The organism is Corynebacterium sp. HMSC05E07, from assembly GCF_001807225.1.
Classification (GTDB): domain Bacteria; phylum Actinomycetota; class Actinomycetes; order Mycobacteriales; family Mycobacteriaceae; genus Corynebacterium; species Corynebacterium singulare.
On record NZ_KV788201.1, the window covers coordinates 7,359 to 27,241 of the forward strand.

General features: G+C 54.4%; 20 protein-coding genes and 1 pseudogene. 15 read left to right on the forward strand and 6 right to left on the reverse strand.

Going from position 1 to position 19,883, the window contains the following annotated elements; genetic code table 11:
• The first annotated feature begins 6 nt into the window (after nucleotides 1–6).
• The 7 genes from HMPREF3149_RS13810 (at nucleotide 7) to HMPREF3149_RS00080 (ending at nucleotide 4,557) form a co-directional block, all read left to right on the forward strand.
• Nucleotides 7–156 carry an ATP-binding protein gene (locus tag HMPREF3149_RS13810; protein WP_256366398.1) on the forward strand — a complete coding sequence of 50 codons (150 nt, stop codon included), beginning with the start codon at nucleotides 7–9 and terminating at the stop codon, nucleotides 154–156.
• Nucleotides 157–374: 218 nt separating this feature from the next.
• Nucleotides 375–1,361, forward strand: coding sequence for a DUF262 domain-containing protein (locus HMPREF3149_RS13815; protein WP_246819900.1), 987 nt, complete (start codon nucleotides 375–377; stop codon nucleotides 1,359–1,361).
• A gap of 18 nt (nucleotides 1,362–1,379) precedes the next feature.
• Nucleotides 1,380–2,237, forward strand: a complete 858-nt coding sequence (locus HMPREF3149_RS13820; RefSeq protein WP_246819901.1) for a hypothetical protein — start codon at nucleotides 1,380–1,382, stop codon at nucleotides 2,235–2,237.
• A gap of 207 nt (nucleotides 2,238–2,444) precedes the next feature.
• Nucleotides 2,445–2,654 carry a thermonuclease family protein gene (locus tag HMPREF3149_RS12855; RefSeq protein ID WP_083280720.1) on the forward strand — a complete coding sequence of 70 codons (210 nt, stop codon included), beginning with the start codon at nucleotides 2,445–2,447 and terminating at the stop codon, nucleotides 2,652–2,654.
• A gap of 39 nt (nucleotides 2,655–2,693) precedes the next feature.
• Nucleotides 2,694–3,533 carry a thermonuclease family protein gene (locus HMPREF3149_RS00070; protein ID WP_141741419.1) on the forward strand — a complete coding sequence of 280 codons (840 nt, stop codon included), beginning with the start codon at nucleotides 2,694–2,696 and terminating at the stop codon, nucleotides 3,531–3,533.
• 36 nt (nucleotides 3,534–3,569) lie between these two features.
• On the forward strand, nucleotides 3,570–4,076 hold the full coding sequence (locus tag HMPREF3149_RS00075; protein ID WP_070535480.1) for a GNAT family N-acetyltransferase: 507 nt from the start codon (nucleotides 3,570–3,572) through the stop codon (nucleotides 4,074–4,076).
• 277 nt (nucleotides 4,077–4,353) lie between these two features.
• Entirely contained in the window at nucleotides 4,354–4,557 is a 204-nt protein-coding gene (locus tag HMPREF3149_RS00080) for a hypothetical protein (protein WP_070535482.1), read from the forward strand.
• Between the two features lie 275 nt (nucleotides 4,558–4,832).
• On the opposite strand, the gene HMPREF3149_RS00085 is transcribed toward HMPREF3149_RS00080, so the two are convergent.
• The 3 genes from HMPREF3149_RS00085 to HMPREF3149_RS00095 are packed head-to-tail and all read right to left on the reverse strand — an operon-like array spanning nucleotide 4,833 to nucleotide 8,722.
• Nucleotides 4,833–6,545 carry a CocE/NonD family hydrolase gene (locus tag HMPREF3149_RS00085; RefSeq protein WP_070535484.1) on the reverse strand — a complete coding sequence of 571 codons (1,713 nt, stop codon included), beginning with the start codon at nucleotides 6,543–6,545 and terminating at the stop codon, nucleotides 4,833–4,835.
• Nucleotides 6,546–6,553: 8 nt separating this feature from the next.
• The gene (locus HMPREF3149_RS00090) at nucleotides 6,554–7,990 is read right to left on the reverse strand and encodes a YfcC family protein (RefSeq protein WP_070535486.1); all 1,437 of its coding nucleotides are present in this window, start codon (nucleotides 7,988–7,990) and stop codon (nucleotides 6,554–6,556) included.
• A gap of 33 nt (nucleotides 7,991–8,023) precedes the next feature.
• Nucleotides 8,024–8,722: an IclR family transcriptional regulator gene (locus tag HMPREF3149_RS00095; RefSeq protein ID WP_070535490.1), complete on the reverse strand. Its 699-nt coding sequence runs from the start codon at nucleotides 8,720–8,722 to the stop codon at nucleotides 8,024–8,026.
• Between the two features lie 856 nt (nucleotides 8,723–9,578).
• On the opposite strand from HMPREF3149_RS00095, the gene HMPREF3149_RS00105 reads away from it, so the two are divergent.
• From HMPREF3149_RS00105 to HMPREF3149_RS00130, 7 genes and pseudogenes are all read left to right on the forward strand, one after another.
• Nucleotides 9,579–10,112 (forward strand): methylated-DNA--[protein]-cysteine S-methyltransferase, encoded by a 534-nt coding sequence (locus HMPREF3149_RS00105; protein WP_070535495.1) that lies wholly within the window; start codon nucleotides 9,579–9,581, stop codon nucleotides 10,110–10,112.
• 51 nt (nucleotides 10,113–10,163) lie between these two features.
• A pseudogene (locus HMPREF3149_RS00110) lies at nucleotides 10,164–10,664 on the forward strand (RNA polymerase sigma factor).
• 85 nt (nucleotides 10,665–10,749) lie between these two features.
• Nucleotides 10,750–11,301, forward strand: coding sequence for a methylated-DNA--[protein]-cysteine S-methyltransferase (locus tag HMPREF3149_RS00115; protein WP_210385385.1), 552 nt, complete (start codon nucleotides 10,750–10,752; stop codon nucleotides 11,299–11,301).
• 110 nt (nucleotides 11,302–11,411) lie between these two features.
• Nucleotides 11,412–12,059 (forward strand): alpha-ketoglutarate-dependent dioxygenase AlkB family protein, encoded by a 648-nt coding sequence (locus HMPREF3149_RS00120; RefSeq protein WP_070535539.1) that lies wholly within the window; start codon nucleotides 11,412–11,414, stop codon nucleotides 12,057–12,059.
• 137 nt (nucleotides 12,060–12,196) lie between these two features.
• Entirely contained in the window at nucleotides 12,197–12,433 is a 237-nt protein-coding gene (locus tag HMPREF3149_RS13245; protein WP_141741420.1) for a hypothetical protein, read from the forward strand.
• A gap of 174 nt (nucleotides 12,434–12,607) precedes the next feature.
• A complete protein-coding gene (locus HMPREF3149_RS00125; protein ID WP_070535501.1) occupies nucleotides 12,608–14,020 on the forward strand; it encodes an APC family permease in 1,413 nt (470 codons plus the stop codon).
• Nucleotides 14,017–14,727 carry a M15 family metallopeptidase gene (locus tag HMPREF3149_RS00130; protein ID WP_070535504.1) on the forward strand — a complete coding sequence of 237 codons (711 nt, stop codon included), beginning with the start codon at nucleotides 14,017–14,019 and terminating at the stop codon, nucleotides 14,725–14,727. The genes HMPREF3149_RS00125 and HMPREF3149_RS00130 overlap by 4 nt, the downstream gene beginning before the upstream one ends.
• 264 nt (nucleotides 14,728–14,991) lie before the next feature.
• On the opposite strand, the gene HMPREF3149_RS00135 is transcribed toward HMPREF3149_RS00130, so the two are convergent.
• From HMPREF3149_RS00135 to HMPREF3149_RS00145, 3 genes are read right to left on the reverse strand one after another with little or no spacing between them, the layout of a single operon-like run.
• Entirely contained in the window at nucleotides 14,992–16,503 is a 1,512-nt protein-coding gene (locus HMPREF3149_RS00135; protein ID WP_070535507.1) for a tripartite tricarboxylate transporter permease, read from the reverse strand.
• Nucleotides 16,503–17,144, reverse strand: coding sequence for a tripartite tricarboxylate transporter TctB family protein (locus HMPREF3149_RS00140; RefSeq protein ID WP_070535510.1), 642 nt, complete (start codon nucleotides 17,142–17,144; stop codon nucleotides 16,503–16,505). Before HMPREF3149_RS00140 ends, HMPREF3149_RS00135 begins: the two co-directional genes overlap by 1 nt.
• A gap of 2 nt (nucleotides 17,145–17,146) precedes the next feature.
• Nucleotides 17,147–18,127: a Bug family tripartite tricarboxylate transporter substrate binding protein gene (locus HMPREF3149_RS00145; RefSeq protein WP_083280723.1), complete on the reverse strand. Its 981-nt coding sequence runs from the start codon at nucleotides 18,125–18,127 to the stop codon at nucleotides 17,147–17,149.
• A gap of 205 nt (nucleotides 18,128–18,332) precedes the next feature.
• Between HMPREF3149_RS00145 and tcuA the strand changes: the two genes are divergently transcribed.
• Nucleotides 18,333–19,820, forward strand: a complete 1,488-nt coding sequence (tcuA, locus tag HMPREF3149_RS00150; protein WP_070535512.1) for an FAD-dependent tricarballylate dehydrogenase TcuA — start codon at nucleotides 18,333–18,335, stop codon at nucleotides 19,818–19,820.
• Nucleotides 19,821–19,883 lie beyond the last annotated feature (63 nt).

Genomic DNA, 19,883 nt, shown 5'->3' on the forward strand with positions numbered 1-19,883 from the left:
TCAACGATTGTCACCTCCCAGTTCACGCCCGACGAATGGTACAAATCCATCCCGGACGCTGTCATCGCCGAGTCAATACTGAATCGGCTTGGCGTTGGCGCTGAGATCATCACGCTGGAAGGACCGAACATGCGCCTAGAAGCCAATACGGAGTAACTGCTCACGGTCGACGCCTGGGTGTCACTCGATACTCACCAGGGCGTTACTGGTTGCTCACCACAGCGTTACTAAATCCGTGGTCCTAACAGAAACTTCCACTGGTGCAGGAACGCTTAAATGGAAGCTAGTTTCGCAAGATTTGCTCCTATTTCTCCTCCTCCTTTGAGCTTTTGCGGCATGCTGGAAACGAACTATTCGCCACAAAGGAGGCACCGGTGGGTTTCAACACCAACATGCACCAACTTTCAGCGCTGATGCGCAATACCGAAAACGGGGAGATTCAGCTCCCCGATTTCCAGCGGAAATATAAGTGGGAGGACGAGCGCGTTCGCCAACTCCTCATCACCATTTTCCGTGGACATCCGCTGGGCATCATCATGCTGCTGGAGACAGGGAACTCCTCCGTCAGGTTCAAACCACGCCCCATCGAAAGCACGGAAGCCACGGCTCGTTCCGAGGCCAAGTTCTTGCTTCTCGATGGCCAACAAAGACTGACGTCGCTCACCCAAGCCCTCAAAGGTGACGGTGTTGTTCACACCAAAGACTCACGCGGCAAGCGCCTCGATCGCAGGTACTTTATCAATATCCAGAGGTCTATTGAGGATCCCTTCGAACTAGACGAAGCTGTGATTTCCGTGCCTGCCGACGGTGTTATTCGAACCAACTTCAATCGTGACATCGTTCTCGACCTCAGCAGCATGGAGAAACAACACGAAGCTGGCTACATCCCTGTTTCGCTGTTGCTCGATCAGATGGGGCTCTTCGAGTGGTTCGGCAAGCTAGGCGACACCGAACTCATGACCGCGTTCAGCGATGGAATTATCCGCCAAGTAAACGAATACAAGATTCCCGCAATTGAACTAGACAAGCAGACCGACAAAGCAGCAGTGGCTACCGTCTTCGAAAAAGTAAATGTTGGCGGACTCCCACTCAACGTGTTTGAGCTCCTCACGGCAGTGTTTGCGGGCGATGCGGAATACTACGAAAAGTACCAACATGACTTCCGCCTTAACGACGACTGGACTGAAACTCAGGAGCTTTGGAAAGAACATGATGTCCTCCGCAAGGTGGAGAACACTGACTTTCTCCAAGCAATCACTATGCTGACCACGCTTCAGCGCAGCAAGGGTTCCTCGGGAAGCCGTAAAGTCGGTTTGTCTGCCAAGAGAGAAGACGTTCTAAAACTTGAGCTAAATGACTAACTCACATGGCGGGATGCCTTGCGGGAAGGTTTCATCTGGGTGGCCGGCTTCCTTGCGGATCTGCACATTTACCGATTCAGGGATGTCCCCTACCCAAAGCAATTGGTTCCGCTGGCTGCCATCGCCGTTGTCCTTGGCAAAGAAGCAGACAAACACCACGTCAAAGAAAAGATCACACAGTGGTTCTGGAGCGGAGTCTTTGGCGAGCTCTACGGCGCTGCCATCGAAACGCGCTTCGTACGTGACCTTGAAGCGGTGCCCGCTTGGGCGATAGATGAAGAACCTACCGCCCCACGCACCGTGCAAGATGCTACCTTTGCTGAATCGCGCCTTCTCTCGCTGCGCACCCGCAACGCTGCTGCATACAAGGGCATTGCTGCACTCATTATGGCGCAAGGCTCCACGGATTGGGTAGAAGGCAAACAATTCGGCGCATTCCAGTACCGAGACATGGCCGTGGATATTCACCACATTTTCCCCAAGGACTGGTGCAAGAAGAACGGAATTGATGACGAGCGTCGCGAATCCATCGTCAACAAGACGACACTTAGCGCACGTACCAACCGTGTTATCGGTGGCGTTGCCCCATCGGCTTACTTGACCAAGGTTGAGAGCGAATCGGGCTTCGATGCCGACGGCGTGGACCGTGTCCTCCGAGGCCACCTCATTTCGCCCGAAGCACTGCGACAGGACAACTTTGATGCGTTCTTCGAACTCCGGAGGGAATCACTCTGCACGCTTATTGAGGGTGCTCTGAAGAAGACGGTTCAACGCGACGTCAGCGAAGGAAACGCAGTGGAAGACTCGTCATTCTTCGAGGAAGAAGCCCTTGAGGAACCAGGCCAAGAGGTCACCGCCCCGGTACCGGAGGTCTAAGAAATCACAGATCTCTCAAGGGTTTACACAGGGTAACGGCCAAGGACTGCTTACTCTGGTGAATTCCCTCTACTTACCTCTTCACCCAGATCGAGCTATTTGCAAGGAGTCAAACACCCTCTGTTTGGTTCCCGTACCCTATTTTCACACGCGCCGTATATACTCCTGTTGTTCTTGTTACTCTCTTTCTCTCGTGGGGTTCCTGATATGGGATTTTTCAAGGTCGTCGCTGGACTGTTAGCCGCCGGTGGAGTGGGCTACGGCGCTTATGCCGTACTGGGGCCAGACTCTTCCGATGACACCGTTACGGTCCAAAGCATTATCGATGGCGACACCATCGATGTGGTGCAGGACGGTGAGACCACACGCATTCGCCTGCTCAATATCGATACCCCGGAGATGGGCAAAGAGTGCTAGGCCGAGGAAGCCAAGCAGTATCTAGCAGGCCTGCTACCAGTGGACACGGTGGTAACGCTGGAATACGACGCCGAACGCGAGGACAAGTATGGACGCACACTCGCCGGCGTCTTCAAGGACGGTTCACTCGTTAACGCCTCCATCGCCGAAGAGGGTCTCGCCGTTCCGATCCAAGTGGGCGCCAACGGCCGCTTCTATCCCGACGTTTCTGCCGCAGCGCATAGGGCTCGTGCTGCAGGCAAGGGAATCAACTCGGCCGGCCCGGAATGCACCTTTGGTGATGACAGCGCCTACCAGTCCTACCAGGACGCACGCTCCGCTGTGAATGAGGCGCAGCAGTTCCGCTTCGATGACGTGTGGAATGACGAACAGCTCGACAAAGCTCGTAGCCATGCCTCCCGCCTAGCCACCGCCAAGTCAGCCGCAGCCAAGTTAGAGAAGGCCATGGCGGAGCAGTCTGAGTTCCAGAAAGAAGCGTTTGGCAAGGAACAAGCAAAGCTTCTCGACGAACTAAAGAAAGACGCCACTGAGCGACAAGAATCTTTGGATGACGAGATTTCCTCTGCCGTTGAGGAACGCGAGAAGAAGCAGGCCGAGGAAGAAGCTGCGCGCGAAGCTGCGGAGGCCGCACAGCGTGAAGCAGAAGAAGCCGCCCGCCATGCCGAACAAGAGGCTGCGGAGGCTGCCCGTCGTGCGGAACAGGAGGCCCAGCAGTCTGCACCCGCCTACCAAGCACCGGCTGCACCGGCGCCTAGCAATCCGGTGGACAACTACACCGGCTGCCGAGCCTACGGTGGCAACTACGCAATGACCAGCGTTGACAATAAAGGTCGCCCGTACACCAAAATTGACTGCACCACACGCGCGCAGATTGGATAAAGTGGGAGCACCGCGCACTTCTATAACAGGTCTCCCATGAAACACGACTTCGCCCTCCACACCCCGCGGCTTTCATTGTCGGTACCTACGGATGCCGACATTGATGCCATATTTGCTATCCACTCGGACTCCCGCACCTATGCGCATCGCCCTGAGTTAGCTATGAAAACTAGGGAGGAAGCCGTGGAACTAGCTCGCGCATGGCAAGAGAATTGGCATGGAAAGCAGTTGGGCTATTACGTGGTGTCCAAGCTTGATGGCACGACCATAGGTTTTACGGGTGTACGTCACAGTGAGGAGGCCGGTGAAGAAGTACTCAACCTCTACTACCGCTTCGCACCCGAATCACAAGGCCAAGGCTATGCCAAGGAGGCGGCTACCGCTGCAATTGCCTCTGCACGCGAGCGTTTCCCACAGCTCCCCGTCGTCGCTATCATCGATCCCACCAATGAAGCGTCGATTGCCCTAGCCTTGAAACTCGGTCTGCAGCACGTCCCCGGCGCAGGTGAGCCGAATGATTACGAGGTGTACCGCCTCGACTGATGATAACCGTCTCGTCGGAACGGTTCTTACCTATCGCTTCCACGTAACAAGGGCAACTGCGCCAAAGAGGACGGTGCCGAATGCCGCACCCATCCATGCAAGCATCATCAGTCCAAGGAACACATCTGGAGCACCAGCCACTGCCCCCACGACTATTGCGATAGTCAGCGCAAGCAGACCTAGAGCCGAGCGTTTGAACCAGCGTGGGGACTTTCTCTCCTTGTGAGGCTGAGAGGTTTCCGGGACTGGCGTTGTAATAGGATCTTACACTGATGATTTGCTTGATCCGGTTGATCCGGATTGGGTAGTAGCCGTCGTCAATAATGACGACGGCCATCTAGTTATCGACGGCATCAATGTCTTCGATTCACTGGATGAAGCGGCCCGGTCCCTCGGCGTCACTAACTTGCCGGGTGAGGAGTTTTGGGCTTTGGAGGACGGAGACGACTTGGTTCCGCTGTCCAGCCTATCCGCGAGTTAAGCAGCGAAAATGGCGCGCCCCAAACCATTATTGGAGCGCTCCGTGCCCCACAGAATCAGAATGAAAGGTGCGACCAACTCCTCACCTTATCTACTATGCAAGGAGCAGAGCGCCATAGGTGGTGAGGTCTAATGCGGATTTAACGTGTGAAATCCATCCACCTCAGGGCACCTGAAGATTCATAGCTTGTCCACCAGAGTGGGGCTATGGTCCATTTCGATATTTCCCCCTCCACAACACGCGCATAGGGAGCCAATACCTAACCACCCGCATCCTCACATACGCACCACGGTCTGACTCTCTCCTAGGAGGATTTGCGTCCTTGCCACTACTGGCCGTTCAGCATACCCTTCGGGCTCCCCGGAATTAGGGTTAACATCAAAATGAGGAAAGTTCGAACCGGCTAGGTCGATTCGGATTCTATGGCCCCTTTTGAATCGCATACAGGTTGCAGGCAACTCAACAATAAGAGAGTCCTCCACTCCAGGCTCCACAAGCGTGGGTTGAGAAAAGCTGTCACGATAACGCGCGCGTTGGATCCCATCGGTGACATTCCAAGCACTGCCATCTGGATGAACGTCTACGAGTTTTGCTGCTATATCAAAGTCAACAGTACTCGCATTAAAATGTACTTCCACAGTCACTGAACCAGCTACAACGACGTCTTCCTCAAGTACATCAGTAGCAAAGCTCAGAACATCGTCGCGCTCTACAAGGGCACGCCCTGACCCGTCCGCACCAAAAAACCGCGAGTCCTCAACCTGGTTAAATGAGCCTCCGACAAAAACAGGTTTACCGGAGGTAGCTTGACCACCCACCATCGGCACAGGTTTAGCTGGGTCAGCAATCAATTCGACCGAACCCTTGTCAGCTTTGTCCAACAGTGTGCCACCAAGCCCTGGATACAGAGTGAGTTCTCGGGCCCATTCCGAAGGCCAGCCAACGCTGTCCACCCAGCGGTTACTCCCCATCTCAAACACACGCTCACTCGGCTCAGGCGCCACTCCGTCAACCAATACGGATCGCAACCACTGAACACGGTGCTCCAGCCAGCCATGGCCGAACCCAACATCAAAAACAGCCTCAGTACCAAAGTGCATATCACCGGCAGAGGGGATAACCCTATCACCATGCAGCCAAGGGCCCATGATGAGTGACGGACGCGCTCCCTTTTCCACAAAAGCTTGATAATTGCGTAGCGTCGAGGGCACGTACACGTCGAACCAACTAGACATAAACAGCACAGGAATGACCGGCATGTCTTCGTAGTGAGCAGCGTTGTGTAGACCCGGCACATCCCAATACTCGCCAAAAGCACCCTCACGCCATTGGCGCAACAAATATGCCTCATACTCGGAGAATTTAGCCAGCGGCGAGTTCCCCTCAGACCAAGGAATACGGTCGAACCACTCAAAAATCTCAGTTCGCAGTTCGTCAGCAGAAACTGTTTGCCCTGCCTCAAGCGCTTTGGATTGTCTGAAAGCCCAGGTAGCCTGCTTCAAGTCAAAAGCCCCGCCCTGACGAATCCCCCACCGGTAGGCATTATCAAAGCCGCCGGAGTCGAGCACCATGGTCCGCAACCCTGGAGGATTTAGGCAAGCAGCAGCAAGCTGGGTGTGTGCAGCATAAGACAGCCCTTGCGTTCCGATATCTCCATTGCACCACGTCTGCTCCACCAACCAGGCCAAGGTGTCGAAGCCATCCTCAGCTTCGTGGACGTATTTCTCAAATTCACCTTCTGAGCCATACCTGCCTCGACAGTCTTGATAAACAACAGCCATACCTTCTGCAACGAAGGCAGCGGCCATTTTCTCACGGCCAATTTCTTTCCCGCTACCGTCAATCTCGGATCGTGACTGGAGATGCTTGCCATAGGGAGTTCGCTCCAGCACCACGGGCCAAGGACCTGGCCCTTCCGGTAGGTAGACATCCGTTGCAAGGCGGACGTTATCCCGCATAGGGACCTGAATGTCACGCAAAATCTTCATTGTTCTCCCTAGTATCCAACGGCCACAGCCAGCGTTAGCATAGCTAGAGCGATGATGATCATGAGTACCATGAGTGGCCACACATATTTGGCCCACTTTGTCCAAGACACCTCCGCGGTCGCGAGGAATATAAGTAATCCCGAAGATGTCGGGGTAATAACGTTGGTCAGGCCATTACCCATGAGAAAAGCGAAGACCGTTGTCTGCGGAGTCACGCCCACAATCTCGCCCACCGGTCCCAAAATCGGCATGGTGACTGCCGCCTGACCAGAAGTCGAGGGGATCGCGACATCCATGAAGAGCTGGCTTACCATCATCGCATACGCCGAGATATACGGACCATGCCCTCCGACGATTCCCACAAAGAACCCGATGATCGTATCTAGGATCATGCCCTGCTTCATGATGAGAGCAACAGCAGTCGCCATACCGATAAGTACCGCAGCGATCATGACCTTCTTCATTCCGGCAACGAACTCCGTCGCAATACGGGAAGGACCGAAGCCTGCAATTACACCGAAAACGATGCCAAGAGCCAAGTAATAAGCGGCCAGGGCGTCAGTCTCCCACTCCCAATGCTGAGACCCGAACACCATGAAAGCGACACCAATTATGAGCGACACCAGGATCCAACCCTGTCGCGAGCTCATGTGGCCCCCAGTGAATTCTGCAACTATTTCGGTGTGTTCGCTCCGGTAACGTCGGATGGTAAAAAGCACGAACACGATGGCTACAGTTAACATGATGCAGTACGTCAGAACTCGCAGCCACAGGCCAGAGAATACTGGGACACCCACCAGCGGTTGCGCGACCGAAAGGGCAAACGGATTGGTGATTGAGGCTGCATAGCCAACCTTGACGGGGATGGCAACGATCGCCAGTCCAATTACTTTAGGAAGTTTGAGACGGTTGGTCATCGCAATCACGATTGGGATGACCAGCAGGTATTCCTTGGCCATTCCCAAGAAGGTCGATCCGAAGGAAAAGACGACCATTAACACAGGAACGAGAATATAGACGTTGCCTTTTGCTACTTTGAGTAGCTTTTCCAAGCCGGCATCGATGGTGCCTGAAGCCTGCAGCACTCCGAACATGCCGCCGATGAACATGACCATGATGATCAGGTCCGCCTGCTCAATGATGCCCTGAGGAACTGCATGGATCATTTGCACCAGACTGACTGGTGCTGCTTTACCTTCCGGTGCTCCCGTACCAAAGAATATGTCTCGGAGATTGAAGACCTTCTCAACTTCTTGATAGCTGTCAGGAATAATCTTCTTTTCATCGCGTGCGAATTCACCCGATTTAACCAGGTAAGTTAACAAGGTGGTGGCCAACACAATGATGCCCATCACCACCGTCGGGTTCATCGACTTGCGCTGAGGCGCAGCGGTGCCTGCCTCCGCAGCACGACGCGAATCAGAAGCGCGGATTTCGTTACTCATCAGTAGAGCCTTTCCGTCGAGAGATAAGAAAATTCATTTCCCGAGCAGCAGAGTGGCTATATCCTGGAGTCCTCGGATGAGTGATTCTTTGTACGCGACAGACATACGAGCTCCGGGCACGGACACTGAAAGACATGCGGAACACCGTCCATCAGCAGCAAAAATCGGTACGGCAACAGCTTCAACGCCGGCGGTGAGTTCGCCTTTGGAGTCGCAATAACCCCGGGCAAAGATTCGGTCTCTTTCCCATTCCTCCAAGAGTTTGCCGGAATATCCAGAGTAGACAATCTCCTCCGGTGTCATGTGGGCAAGCAACAGACGCCCCGATGCCCCAACACCCAGTGGTCGGCGATTTCCCTGAGTCGACTCCACTCGGAGCCGTTGGTTAGATTTTCGCGAAAAAATCTGAACGTTCTCGCTGCCATCGCGGACTCGGATCTGGAAATTCTCATCGAATTCCTGCGCCAGCATTGCAATAGGTTCCTCCGCTGCGCGAACCAACCCGGTCCCCTGACGAGCAAACTGCCCCAGGATCATTGCCTGCATACCCAAGTGATAGCCCTTGTCGGTGTCTTGTACAACGAATCCCTCTTCAGCGAGGGTTTCGAGAATACGGAACGTTCGAGACTTTTGCGTACCGCACTTGCGCGACAGCTCTGAAAGCCCGACTCCAGGATTGGCTGCTACTGCTTTGAGAACCCCCAAAGACACACTTAGTGCTGCAATGGTCACGACGTTCACCTCTCTACTGTTCGGTCTAACAGACGAACCACTGGCCCATCCGTTAAGTCAAATTAGCATTGACGTAGATCACTAAGTCAAGCGTCTGCCTCGCACAACACATTCGATCAGCCGCTCAACCAGCTCGTTCTGCTTATTGAACCGAAAACTCACAGGCATTGCGAGAAGACTCCTCTACTATTTCTCATGGCCCACTACCGCCCCGAATACCCAGCTCGAGACTTCCAACATCGCAGATTGCTGCACTCCGGATGAATTCAACACTTACGCTTACGTTGGCAACATGGATGATGACACCGCAGGTAGCGCGCTGTAGTAACGAACTCTGCGCCAGTAATCACCGGTCTTGCTCATAGTGATTACCAGCTCAAAGAACGCAGGCAAAGCACCCTGTTTTGTGCGCCAACCCCGTTCGCGGCGAGACTGATTCCGGCCCTGCAACCAGGCTGCAAGCGGTGCCGTGCCTACCCGAACTGGATACTGGAATGGTGGGGCCGGGGATCGTCGATAAGCACAACACCCTTTGACGCCAAGTTTCCCACCAGGCCTCCTGGCCAAAGCTGCACCCAACGGTCCGACGTGAAGAGAAAATCCACAGGTTCCCGCCCTTCGGAGTGAGTCGAACGCGGCAGAATATCCACTGCCATATTGTTAATAGGTGTCCTGATAGCGCATAGCCACGAGGTCGTTGCGTTCTCAATTTCCCCACCAGCTCCAGGGGTTTCAAGGCTGAAGATCCTGCTACGGATGCACTCGCAAAACATGATCGAGTGAATAATAGTGGGTGTCATCTCACGTTTTCTGCTCCTAGCAGCGTCTTCACGGTGAATGAGGAAAGGCAATAACCATGACGAACCTACGCCCCACACAGATTCAGACGACGCTGGGTGACCTGACATTGGTCGCGGATGGCGAGCAGTTGACTGGGCTGTATTTTCCGCAGCATTGGCATCTTCCAGAGGCTTCAATGCTCGGAGAGCGTGTCGACGCGGACACGGATGAAGTGTTTGTGCTTGCGAAAGCAGAGCTGGACGAGTTTCTCGCCGGTGAACGCGAGGCATCCGGTCTTCCGGTGCGGACGCAGGGGGACGAGTTTTCGGAGCGAGTGTGGGCCATGCTGCGAGTGTGGGCCATGCTGTGCGAAATCCCCTACGGCGAGACCACGACCTACGGTGCACTCGCGGAGCGTCTGGGCAACCGCAGGCTCGCACAGCGCGTCGGCCAGGCAGTTGGGCGTAAACCGGTGAGCATCGTGATCCTTTGCCACCGCGTGGTCGGTGCGGACGGATCGTTGACCGGATACACGGGTGGGCTCGACCGTAAGCGATTCCTGTTGGAACTGGAGGAGCCGGCCGAGACTAAGGGTTCGCGACTGTTCTAGAAAGTCGGATCTCACGTTTTACCCGACTGACCCGTCTACTAGTTGATGAAGATGCAGCATCCATTCGAACACGCCGTCACGCGGCACGGACAGACCGTGTTACGAGTCTGCCGCGCCGTGCTCGGCCCCGGTTCTGATGCAGACGACGCCTAGTCCGAAACGTTCTTGGCCGTGCTGAACGCCTGGCCCGATCTTCCGGAGGACACGAATACGGAGGCATGGCTTGTGCGCGTCGCTCACCGCAAGGCCATCGACATCACTAGGGCACGTGCACGGCACGCAATTCCTACCGATGACCTGCCCGAGCAGTCCTCATCACTGGGCAACCCCGGAAGTGACGAGTACGGCGTGTGGGTGGTGGTCGCACGACTTGCGGAGCGGCAGCGTCTCGCCGTTGCGTACCACTATCTGGGAGGACTTAAGCACGCAGAGACCGCCGAGCTCATCGGCGGCAGCACGGATTCGGTGCGCAGAGCTGCAGCGGACGGTATCAAGAGCCTGAGACAGACCTATCACGCAGGCGAACACACGAAAGGTGTATCCGATGATTGACATCACGCCATCTGAGAACAACCGTCCGGCGGAGAGTGGCACGGGTGCCGAGGACTCGGAGCTTTTCCCGATCGGCCCTGAGGCGATGAACGCCTTGCACACGAGACTGGCAGCACTGGCAGCTGAACACGGCCTGGTGGACGTCGCCTACCGCACGATCGATACTCCGGTCGGCCCGCTGCTGCTGGCCGCAACTGAGACGGGCCTGGTACGCGTCGCATTCGAGCGCGAAGATTTCGACACGGTGCTGGAGTCGCTAGCGCAGAAAATCAGCCCGCGGGTGCTCAAGGCCCCCCGCCGCCTAGACACGGCCGCCGCTGAGATTGATGAGTACTTCGCAGGCCACCGGCACGTCTTCGACGTGCCGGTGGACTACCCGCTGTCTTCAGGGTTCCGGCAGGTCGTGCAGCGCTATCTGCCGCGCATCGGCTACGGCCGCACGCAGTCCTACAAGGAGGTCGCCGAACTTGTTGGGAATCCGAAGGCCGTACGCGCCGTCGGCACTGCTTGCGCGACCAACCCTTTGCCGGTCGTGGTGCCCTGCCACCGGGTATTGCGCACAGACGGCAGTCTAGGTGGTTACATCGGCGGCTTGGACGCGAAGACAACACTTCTGGAGCTGGAGAAGGCAGCATGAATGCGAAGCAGACCAAGCCTGACGTCTATGCGCAGCGCGTGGTCTCCGGTGACTGGGAATCCAACCGAGATTGAAAGGATCATTCAGTGAATCCCTTGTTCGGTGACGACATGATCGACCGACCTGTACCGGAACTGCCCGAAGGGGCACACTACATACCGGGCTGGCTGACACTCGAGCAGCAGCGCTGGATCGTCGCCCGCTTCCACGAGTGGACGAACGGGCCGGTGCCGATCCGGGCGGCGAAGGTGCGCGGCCACGAAATGAGCGTGCGTACGGTGTGCCTCGGATGGCACTGGAGGCCCTACGAGTACACCCGTGATGCCGTCGACGTAAACGGCAATCGGGTACTCAACTTCCCCGATTGGATGGTGCGACTCGGACGCAAGGCACTCGTCGCCGCGACGGGTGACCCGCACGGAGGCGACGACTATACGCCAGATGCGGCGCTGGTGAACTTCTACGACGACACCGCACGTATGGGAATGCACCAGGACAAAGACGAACGCTCCTCGGACCCGGTTGTGTCGTTGTCGATCGGAGACACTTGCCGGTTCCGGTTCGGCAACACCGAGAATCGCAACAAGCCCTATCAGGATATCGATCTCACCTCCGGCAGCCTGTTCGTCTTCGGAGGCCCCTCCCGGTTCGCCTATCACGGAGTCCCAAAGATATACCCCGGAACGGCTCCTCACGACTGCGGCCTCGCATCGGGGCGAATCAACATCACCATGCGCGTCACCGGCCTCGACGGCTGACACACATGCTCTGCCATACATGCGCGATTACCTCCGTGAGCATGCGGCAAGCCTCATCGTTGAGAACTTCGATTCTCAGTAGCGGGTATGACCTGCTCGATTTCCCCGACGGGGCGGAGTGTTAGAAAGTAGAGTTGATGACTACTTCCAAGCCCCACGCAGATGACACCGGTGACGCTGCCGGTTCGGCGTCGATAAGCAGTGCAGAACCTAAGTCCGAAGGTACGGCCTGGAGTTGGGTGCTCGCGCTGTTTGGGACGGCGATGGGTGCCGGCATTCTCTTCCTGCCTCTACAGGCAGCCGTTGATTTCCGCAGCTTCCAAACGCCTCGAGGTCCCTGGCATACCAATCCTCACTTAAATCAAAACAACTGAGCTTCGTCCCAACGCAGAACACCAGCATTCGGGAGAACGGTCCGACAAGCCCATGCTAGCAGCGCCAACGTACGCACTCGGAAATATGCAAACTAAAGCCGTTCCCCAAAACATCAACTTCTAAACCCTCGTCGATATATGCTGTATATCACTACATACTGACAGGAGTAATATATGGCACAACAAGGGTTGCGGAAAACACTGGGCGTTTTCCCGCTAGTCGCGCTGGGTGTTTCCGGCGTTATCGGTTCGAGTTGGATCTACACCAATGGAACATTCTTCGATACGTACGGTGCCGGTGGAATGATTTTCGGGTTAGCCCTAGGTTCCCTCCTAGCAGCTTTTGTCGCCCTGGCTTACGCACAACTAACTAGTCTGTTTCCTCGCGCAGGCGGCGAAGTGGTTTACGGATACACGATTCTTGGAAGACGATGGGGGTTTATCGTCGGCTGGCTGCTCATCGGAGCTTACATTTCTTCCCTGGCTTTCTATTTCACTGCGTTCGGCCTATTACTGGACCTAGTTTTCCCGTTCATGCATGAAATTCCCCTTTACAGCATTGCCGGCCAAGAAGTTTCTCTACCTGTCCTAGCTTCCGGCCTGGTACTCGCCTTTCTATTCTTCGCTTTGAACTACTTTGGTGTTTCACTAGGTGGACAACTACAGACAATTCTCTTCGCTGTTCTTATCTTTATTGGAGTCTGCCTAGCTGTTGTCGGCTTCACACAAGGCTCGTTTGATAACTTTTGGCCAGCTTTTCGCGAAGACCAAAATCCTGTAATGAATACCCTCCGATTTGTAGTACCCGGAATGACATATATGGCGGGCTTCGGGTTAGTCGCGACACTTGCCGAAGACGCCAACCTCCCTCCCAAGAAAATTGGACGTCTTGTGGTCGCTACAGTACTTCTCGCAGGTAGCTTCTATTGCGTGGTTTTGGCATCGTCGGCCTTTATCCTGCCGTGGCAAGAGGTTGCGACGATGGATCAGGGCACCATTACAGCATTCCAAACAGCCGGTTACCCCCTTCTAGGTTGGGGCGCTTTCGCCATCGCCATTTTGGGACTGCTGACTTCCTTCTTGGGCCTCTACATGGCCACCTCGCGGGTAGTGGTTGCACTCGCCCGCGTTTCTCTCCTCCCTAAAGGTCTTGCCAAGATACACCCCACACACGGGACACCTGTAAATGCGCTGCTCTTCGTACTGGCAATTACAATCGGGCTGGGTTGGCTTGGAAAGGCTGCAGCGGTGTGGTTCCTCGACACTGGCGGAATTTATCTTGGCTTGGTGTGGATAATCATTGTGATAGCTCAAGCTAGGCTCCCGAAGAAGTATCCCCATCTAGCGCCTCGAAAGACCCACCTTCTACCAGCGGTAGGAGCGCTAGGCGCTGCACTCGTTATCGTCCTCGCACTTTACCCGGGCACGGCAATCTCCTTGGTCTGGCCAGCAGAGTACATAATTCTTGTTTTGTGGCTTGGCTTAGGTCTCACTCTCTACTTAACTGCAGGAAAAATGAATGAGAATGAAGCCCTCGAAGAGCTCTTGGGCGAATACGCGAACACTTTGGAGAACGACAAACCGTGATTCCACGACCTTGGTTACGAGATTATCTCTTTGATGAGGTGCGCCCCCATGTTCCTACAGACTTGCCCCCGCTTCCCCCGCCTGTGTCCCACGAGCAAGTACGCACTATACCGAAGGGAGAAAATGGTGATCCCCTAATCATCCTGCCTCCCGACATCGAGCGCGATCACAAGTATCTCCTCCTCGAAACGAACGTCATGCCTGACGAAATGTACCTTCGACAGTCTGTTGCCGACCGGTTGAGAGCTGCACAAAAAGGTTTACCATCCGGTTTCCAAATCCAGATATTGGACTCTTGGAGAACAATGGAAGCTCAGCACGAGCTAATGCGCCTGTACCTCGAAGAAGATCCTGAACTCCGCGAAGGTTCCGTATCTGATGCGAACGACAAAGTCGTAGCACCCCCACACACCACCGGTGGCGCCGTCGATTTAACTCTTTCCCTGAATGGGCAAGGATTACCAATGGGTGCCGACTTCGATGCTTTTGGAAATGTCGCTGATTTTAGGTTCTTCGAGGCCCTCGACGACACTTCGGATAAAGAAGATTTATTAGCTCGAGACTTACGCCGTTTACTTGCGGCCGTACTTATTGAGCAGGGGTTTGCACCTTACATACAAGAGTGGTGGCACTTTTCCTTTGGCGACCAACGTTGGGCGGCCCAATACCAGCGGCCAGAGTCCCTATTCTCGACCATAATGCCTTGATGTCTCTGCAACTGCTCCCCTCAAGAGTAGCTCCAACGCTCGTCCCCGTGCAGCAGTACCGGACGACTACGTGGTGTACCGATTCTCCCAAATGAAGCTTTTTCAATTACAGCTATACAGCTCCGGGGGCAAGTCCCGCGGACCGCTGGCCTGTTGACGAGCACAGACAGTACCTTGCGAACAGCCACCTAGCCCGTCAAACGTAACTAGACAGTGGAGATGTTTCCTCTTCTTTACGGCTATTCAAGGAATTCGCTTCTTTTTCTACTTGCTCGTATTCCCAGGCAGATGCCGAAGGTGCTGAACGACAGTTACTGCGATCGCGCCAACAAGCACTACATAAATGCCGATCGTGATTGGCGATGAGAACAGAATTGACGGATCACCTTCGGATACTGCTAGCGCGCGGCGCAGCTCAGTTTCTGCTAGCGGCCCCAAGATGACTCCGATGAGCAGTGGCGCGATCGGCATTTGATAGCGACGCATTAGGAAACCGAGGAAGCCGAGGCCAAAGAGAAGTAGCAGGTCGACGATTGATGAGGAAATCGCGTAAACACCCAACATCGCGACGATAACAATGCCTGCGTACAGGTAATGGTTCGGAATGTAGAGCAAACGCGCCCACATCGGTGCTAGAAATAAGTTCAAGGCTAGGAGAACAAACAGGGCGATAAACAACGAAGCCAGAAGGGTCCACACTAAGTCACCGGACCGCTCAAAAAGCAACGGCCCCGGTTGCATTCCATACTGCTGGAAAGCAGCAAGCAAGATAGCAGCCGTCGCAGAAGTCGGTAGGCCCAATGCCAGCAACGTTCCCATTGCGGTTCCAGCGGTAGCATTTCCTGCGGCCTCTGGCGCAGCAAGACCGCGAATTGATCCAGTAGTGCCAAATTCGTTATCACCAGTGTGCTTTGCTATACGCTTCTCGGTACCGTAAGCCAAAAACGTGGGGACTTCAGCTCCACCTGCTGGAATCATTCCAAACGGAGCACCGAAAAGTGTGCCACGGACCCAAGCTGGCAGTGCCTTCCTAAAATCCTTTCCGGAGAGCCTAGCGATGCCACCAGTTGTAAGCTTGTGGGCTTCTGGATCTTTTCTAATCCTGGACGCGATATGGAAGACTTCTCCCAATGCCAGTAGCCCGACCGTAATGACAACGATATCGATGCCGTCGAATAGCCCAGGTTGGTCGAACGTGAATCGTGACGTCCCGGAAGGACCATCAATTCCCACAAGCGAAAGCGCTACACCTATCGAGAGTGCTCCTAGTCCCCGGATGACAGATTCCGACACCACAGAAGAGATTGCAACAAAAGCAAATACGGCAAGTGCGAAGTACTCGGCTGGTCCAAATTGCGTCGCCATTTTCACCAAGTAAGGGGACATGAAGACGACGATGATGGTTGAGACAAGACCGCCAATGAACGCTCCGATGGCAGCCGTAGCAAGGGCCTTAGCTGCTTGGCCATTCTTTGCCATTCGGTGACCTTCGAAGGTCGACGCAATGGCTGAAGACTGACCTGGAGTATTCAACAGAATTCCCGCAGTAGAATCACCAAAAAGTCCGCCGAAATAGACACCGGCAAACATAATAAATGCTGCTGTTGGATCTAGAGCGAAGGTAATTGGCAAGAGCAGAGCCACGGCCATAGACGAGCCAAGCCCAGGCAAAACACCAACAGCCGTACCAAGTACTGCACCGATGAATACAAAAAGAAGATTGTAAGGCGTGATAGCGGACGTAAAGCCCTCAAACAAAAGTTCCAGCTGTTCCATTAGATGCCTCCTACAAATCCGGTCGGCAGATTGAGCCCCATCAAGGCGCCAAAGATTAGTTGAATGACAGAAGCCACAATCAAAGAAACCCAAATATCAAAAATCGGCCGCGATGAACCTAGGAAATGGGCTACCAACCAGAACAGTGCAGCAGCAGCCAATACCCAGCCCAAAACCGGAAGAACAATAATGAAGCCCAGGACCGATGCTAAGACCGCGCCGAGCGTCCTCCAGTCAGAATTAACGATTGGTCGATTCTCGAGATCAGCCTCAATCTCAGTTTTTTCTTTCCAACTGCGCCGATTCAGCAATTCCTCGTGCAGCATGGAATCTTCGCTGTGTTTCATTCCAGCAAGATCATGAAGCATGTCGATAGACATCTCGTAAATACCAGCATTGTCCACTACACCCGGATCTTGTTCCATCTCCGGGCGACGAACAACATCAATAGCTAAAGCGACCGTGAATACGGCAGTCAAAACCCCTAACAACATGGGAGTAAATTGGGGGCCCGGCTTGCTTTCAGATAGCACATCCATCGTCAACGATCCCCATATCAAGACCACAGCAACGGTTGCTAGGAGAGCAACCATGACAAACTCGCTGCGCCCGTGCAATACCGACTTTCCACTACTCTTCATTTCTACAACCCCAGCTGTTCGATGAGTTCTTGTGTTCGCGCTGTCTCCTCGTCGATGTAGCGATCGAGTTCCTCACCGGTCATGTAGGCATCTGTCCAACTGTTACGGTGGACCGCTTCCTTCCATGCTTCACTCCGATGCATTTCATCCACGATTCCCAGTAGCTCCTCTTCGGCATCCGCAGGAATTCCAGGTGGTGCTAAGAAGCCTCGCCAGTTAGACATCTCCACGTCGATGCCCTGCTCTTTAAAGGTAGGCAAGTCAGGAGCCGTTTCTATCCGCTCGCCAGATGAAATAGCCAGGGCGCGCAACGTCCCTGCATCAACCTGATCCGCGATTTCGTTGTATCCAGAAATACCGATATCTGTCGTATGGCTCAGGAGCGAGTTCAATGCTTCCCCTCCTCCTGAATACGCGATGTAGTTTGCTTCTTTGGGATCGACTCCGATTGCCCCGGCTACAGCTCCCGTAAGAAGATGATCAATTGATCCAAGTGATCCTCCTGATATCGAGAACCCTTTCGGGTTAGCTTTCCACGCCACAACAACGTCATCGAGCGTTTCAAACTCAGAATCTGCCGGCACTACCAACGCCGAATAGTCATCCGAAAGGCGGGCAAGCGGTACTACATCTTTAAGGGTTGCTCCACTCCCCTTTAATTCGATTGCACCAATCATGACACCGCCCGTTGTCATAATCGTTGATTCTTCACCCTCCATTTGCACAAACTGCGAAAGTCCAATCGTCCCTCCCGCCCCAGGAATATTAACAACTTTTGCATTATTGACAATGCCGTCAGCACGCAAGACCTGCTGGGCTTCGCGGGAAAACCCATCCCACCCTCCACCAACAGCTGCAGGTGCGATGATCGTCAGATTCGACCGAGCCTCACCGGCACTGGCGCTGTTAGCCGACTGGTAGATCGCTGCTCCGGATAAACCGATGGCAACAACCGCAGTAACAGCGTGAAGTGCTTTGACCATTACGACTCCTTCCATTTTGAACGACGACCGAAAGTCGCCCACAACACTCTGAACCTTCAGTTGTGACCTGTGACATGTTTCTAAATGTTTTACCCGATCTATAAAAGCGACACAAGGGCTTGTGGATTGTTTATTCCTGTGCTTAGTTTGTACTCAATCCAAAACATGGAGATACATATTCGTTGCTCACGCCGAAAGGACACTTATGTCAGACAACCTTTCAAATTCCCAGAGGGACTTCGACGCCGACGTCATCGTTATCGGAGGAGGTAACGCTGGCTTTACTGCAGCTCACGCTGCTGCGGAGCGCGGCCGCAGGGTCATTCTTCTCGAACGGGGAGAAGGCGATCGAGCAGGGGGCAACTCCTACTTCACCGCTGGCGCAACTCGAATCGCCCATGAAGGCATGGAGGATCTCAAAGATCTCGTAGAGTTCGATGAGAGGCACGAAAACACTGTCGTTCCGCCCTATTCTCCCGACGAGTACCGATCCGACCTAGAGCGAGTCACAGAGGGCCGTACAGATCCCCGCATGGCAGACATCCTGGTCAACGAAGCAGCAGATGCACTGCGCTGGCTGAAGTCTCTGGGACTGAAGTATCGCTTGATGTATGAGCGCCAAGCCTATAAGCGCCCGGACGGTTCATACCTTTTTTGGGGCGGCCTACATGTTGGAAATGTTGACGGCGGAGTAGGGCTCATTGCAGACCACACGCGCGTTGCTGAACAAAACGGGGTGGATATTCGCTACGGAGTACGTGCCTTGGACCTCATTTTTGAGAATGGAAAGGTGGTCGGAGTCATCGCAGAGAAAGGTGGACAACAATTTTCGCTCCGTGCCGAATCCACCGTTATTGCTTCAGGAGGCTTCGAGGCCTCACCTGAAATGCGTGCCGAGCATCTAGGAGACCGATGGGCAAATGCAAGAGTCCGAGGCACCCTTTACAACGTAGGCGATATGCTCAAGGCTGCACTTAAGATCGGTGCGGCAAAGGGTGGAGACTGGGAAACCTGCCATTCTGTTCAGTGGGATGCGAACTCTGAGATCAACGAATCCAACATCGAACTCACAAACCGATTGACGCGTCAATCATACTTCTTGGGTCTACTTGTCAACAACGAGGGCAAGCGCTTCCTAGACGAGGGCGCAGACTTCCGAAACTACACCTACGCAAAGTACGGAAAAGTAATCCTAGAGCAGCCCAGTTCAGTTGCATATCAGATCTTTGATGCCGACCTCCGTCCTACTCTTCGTACAGAGGAGTACGACATGCCCGGAATCTCTGAGGTGAAAGCGAACTCTCTAGAGGAGCTTGCACAGCAAATTGGGATTGACTCAGACGCTTTCGTTACAACCGTTAATGACTTCAATGCGAACGTCAACGATGCAGAGTTCGATCCCACGATCAAGGACGGAAAGGCATCCACCGTTACGCCCCCTAAATCCAACTGGGCAACGCCTATTGATAAGGCACCGTTCTACGCTTACCCAGTTACCTGTGGCATCACTTTTACCTTTGGCGGGCTGAAGGGCGATGACAATGGACGAGTCCTCAACGAAACTGGCGAAGTCATTCCAGGATTGCTTGCTTGCGGAGAAGCCCTAGGCGGATTGTTCTCAACCAACTATCCCGGCGGATCGGGCTTGGCAGCAGGATGCGTCTTTGGTCGCCGCGCAGGTAGTGTTGCATAGTTAGCAGTACGCTGGTGTACAAACAAGCCCGGCCTCTCGGCCGGGCAATTTCTTTCGGAGGCT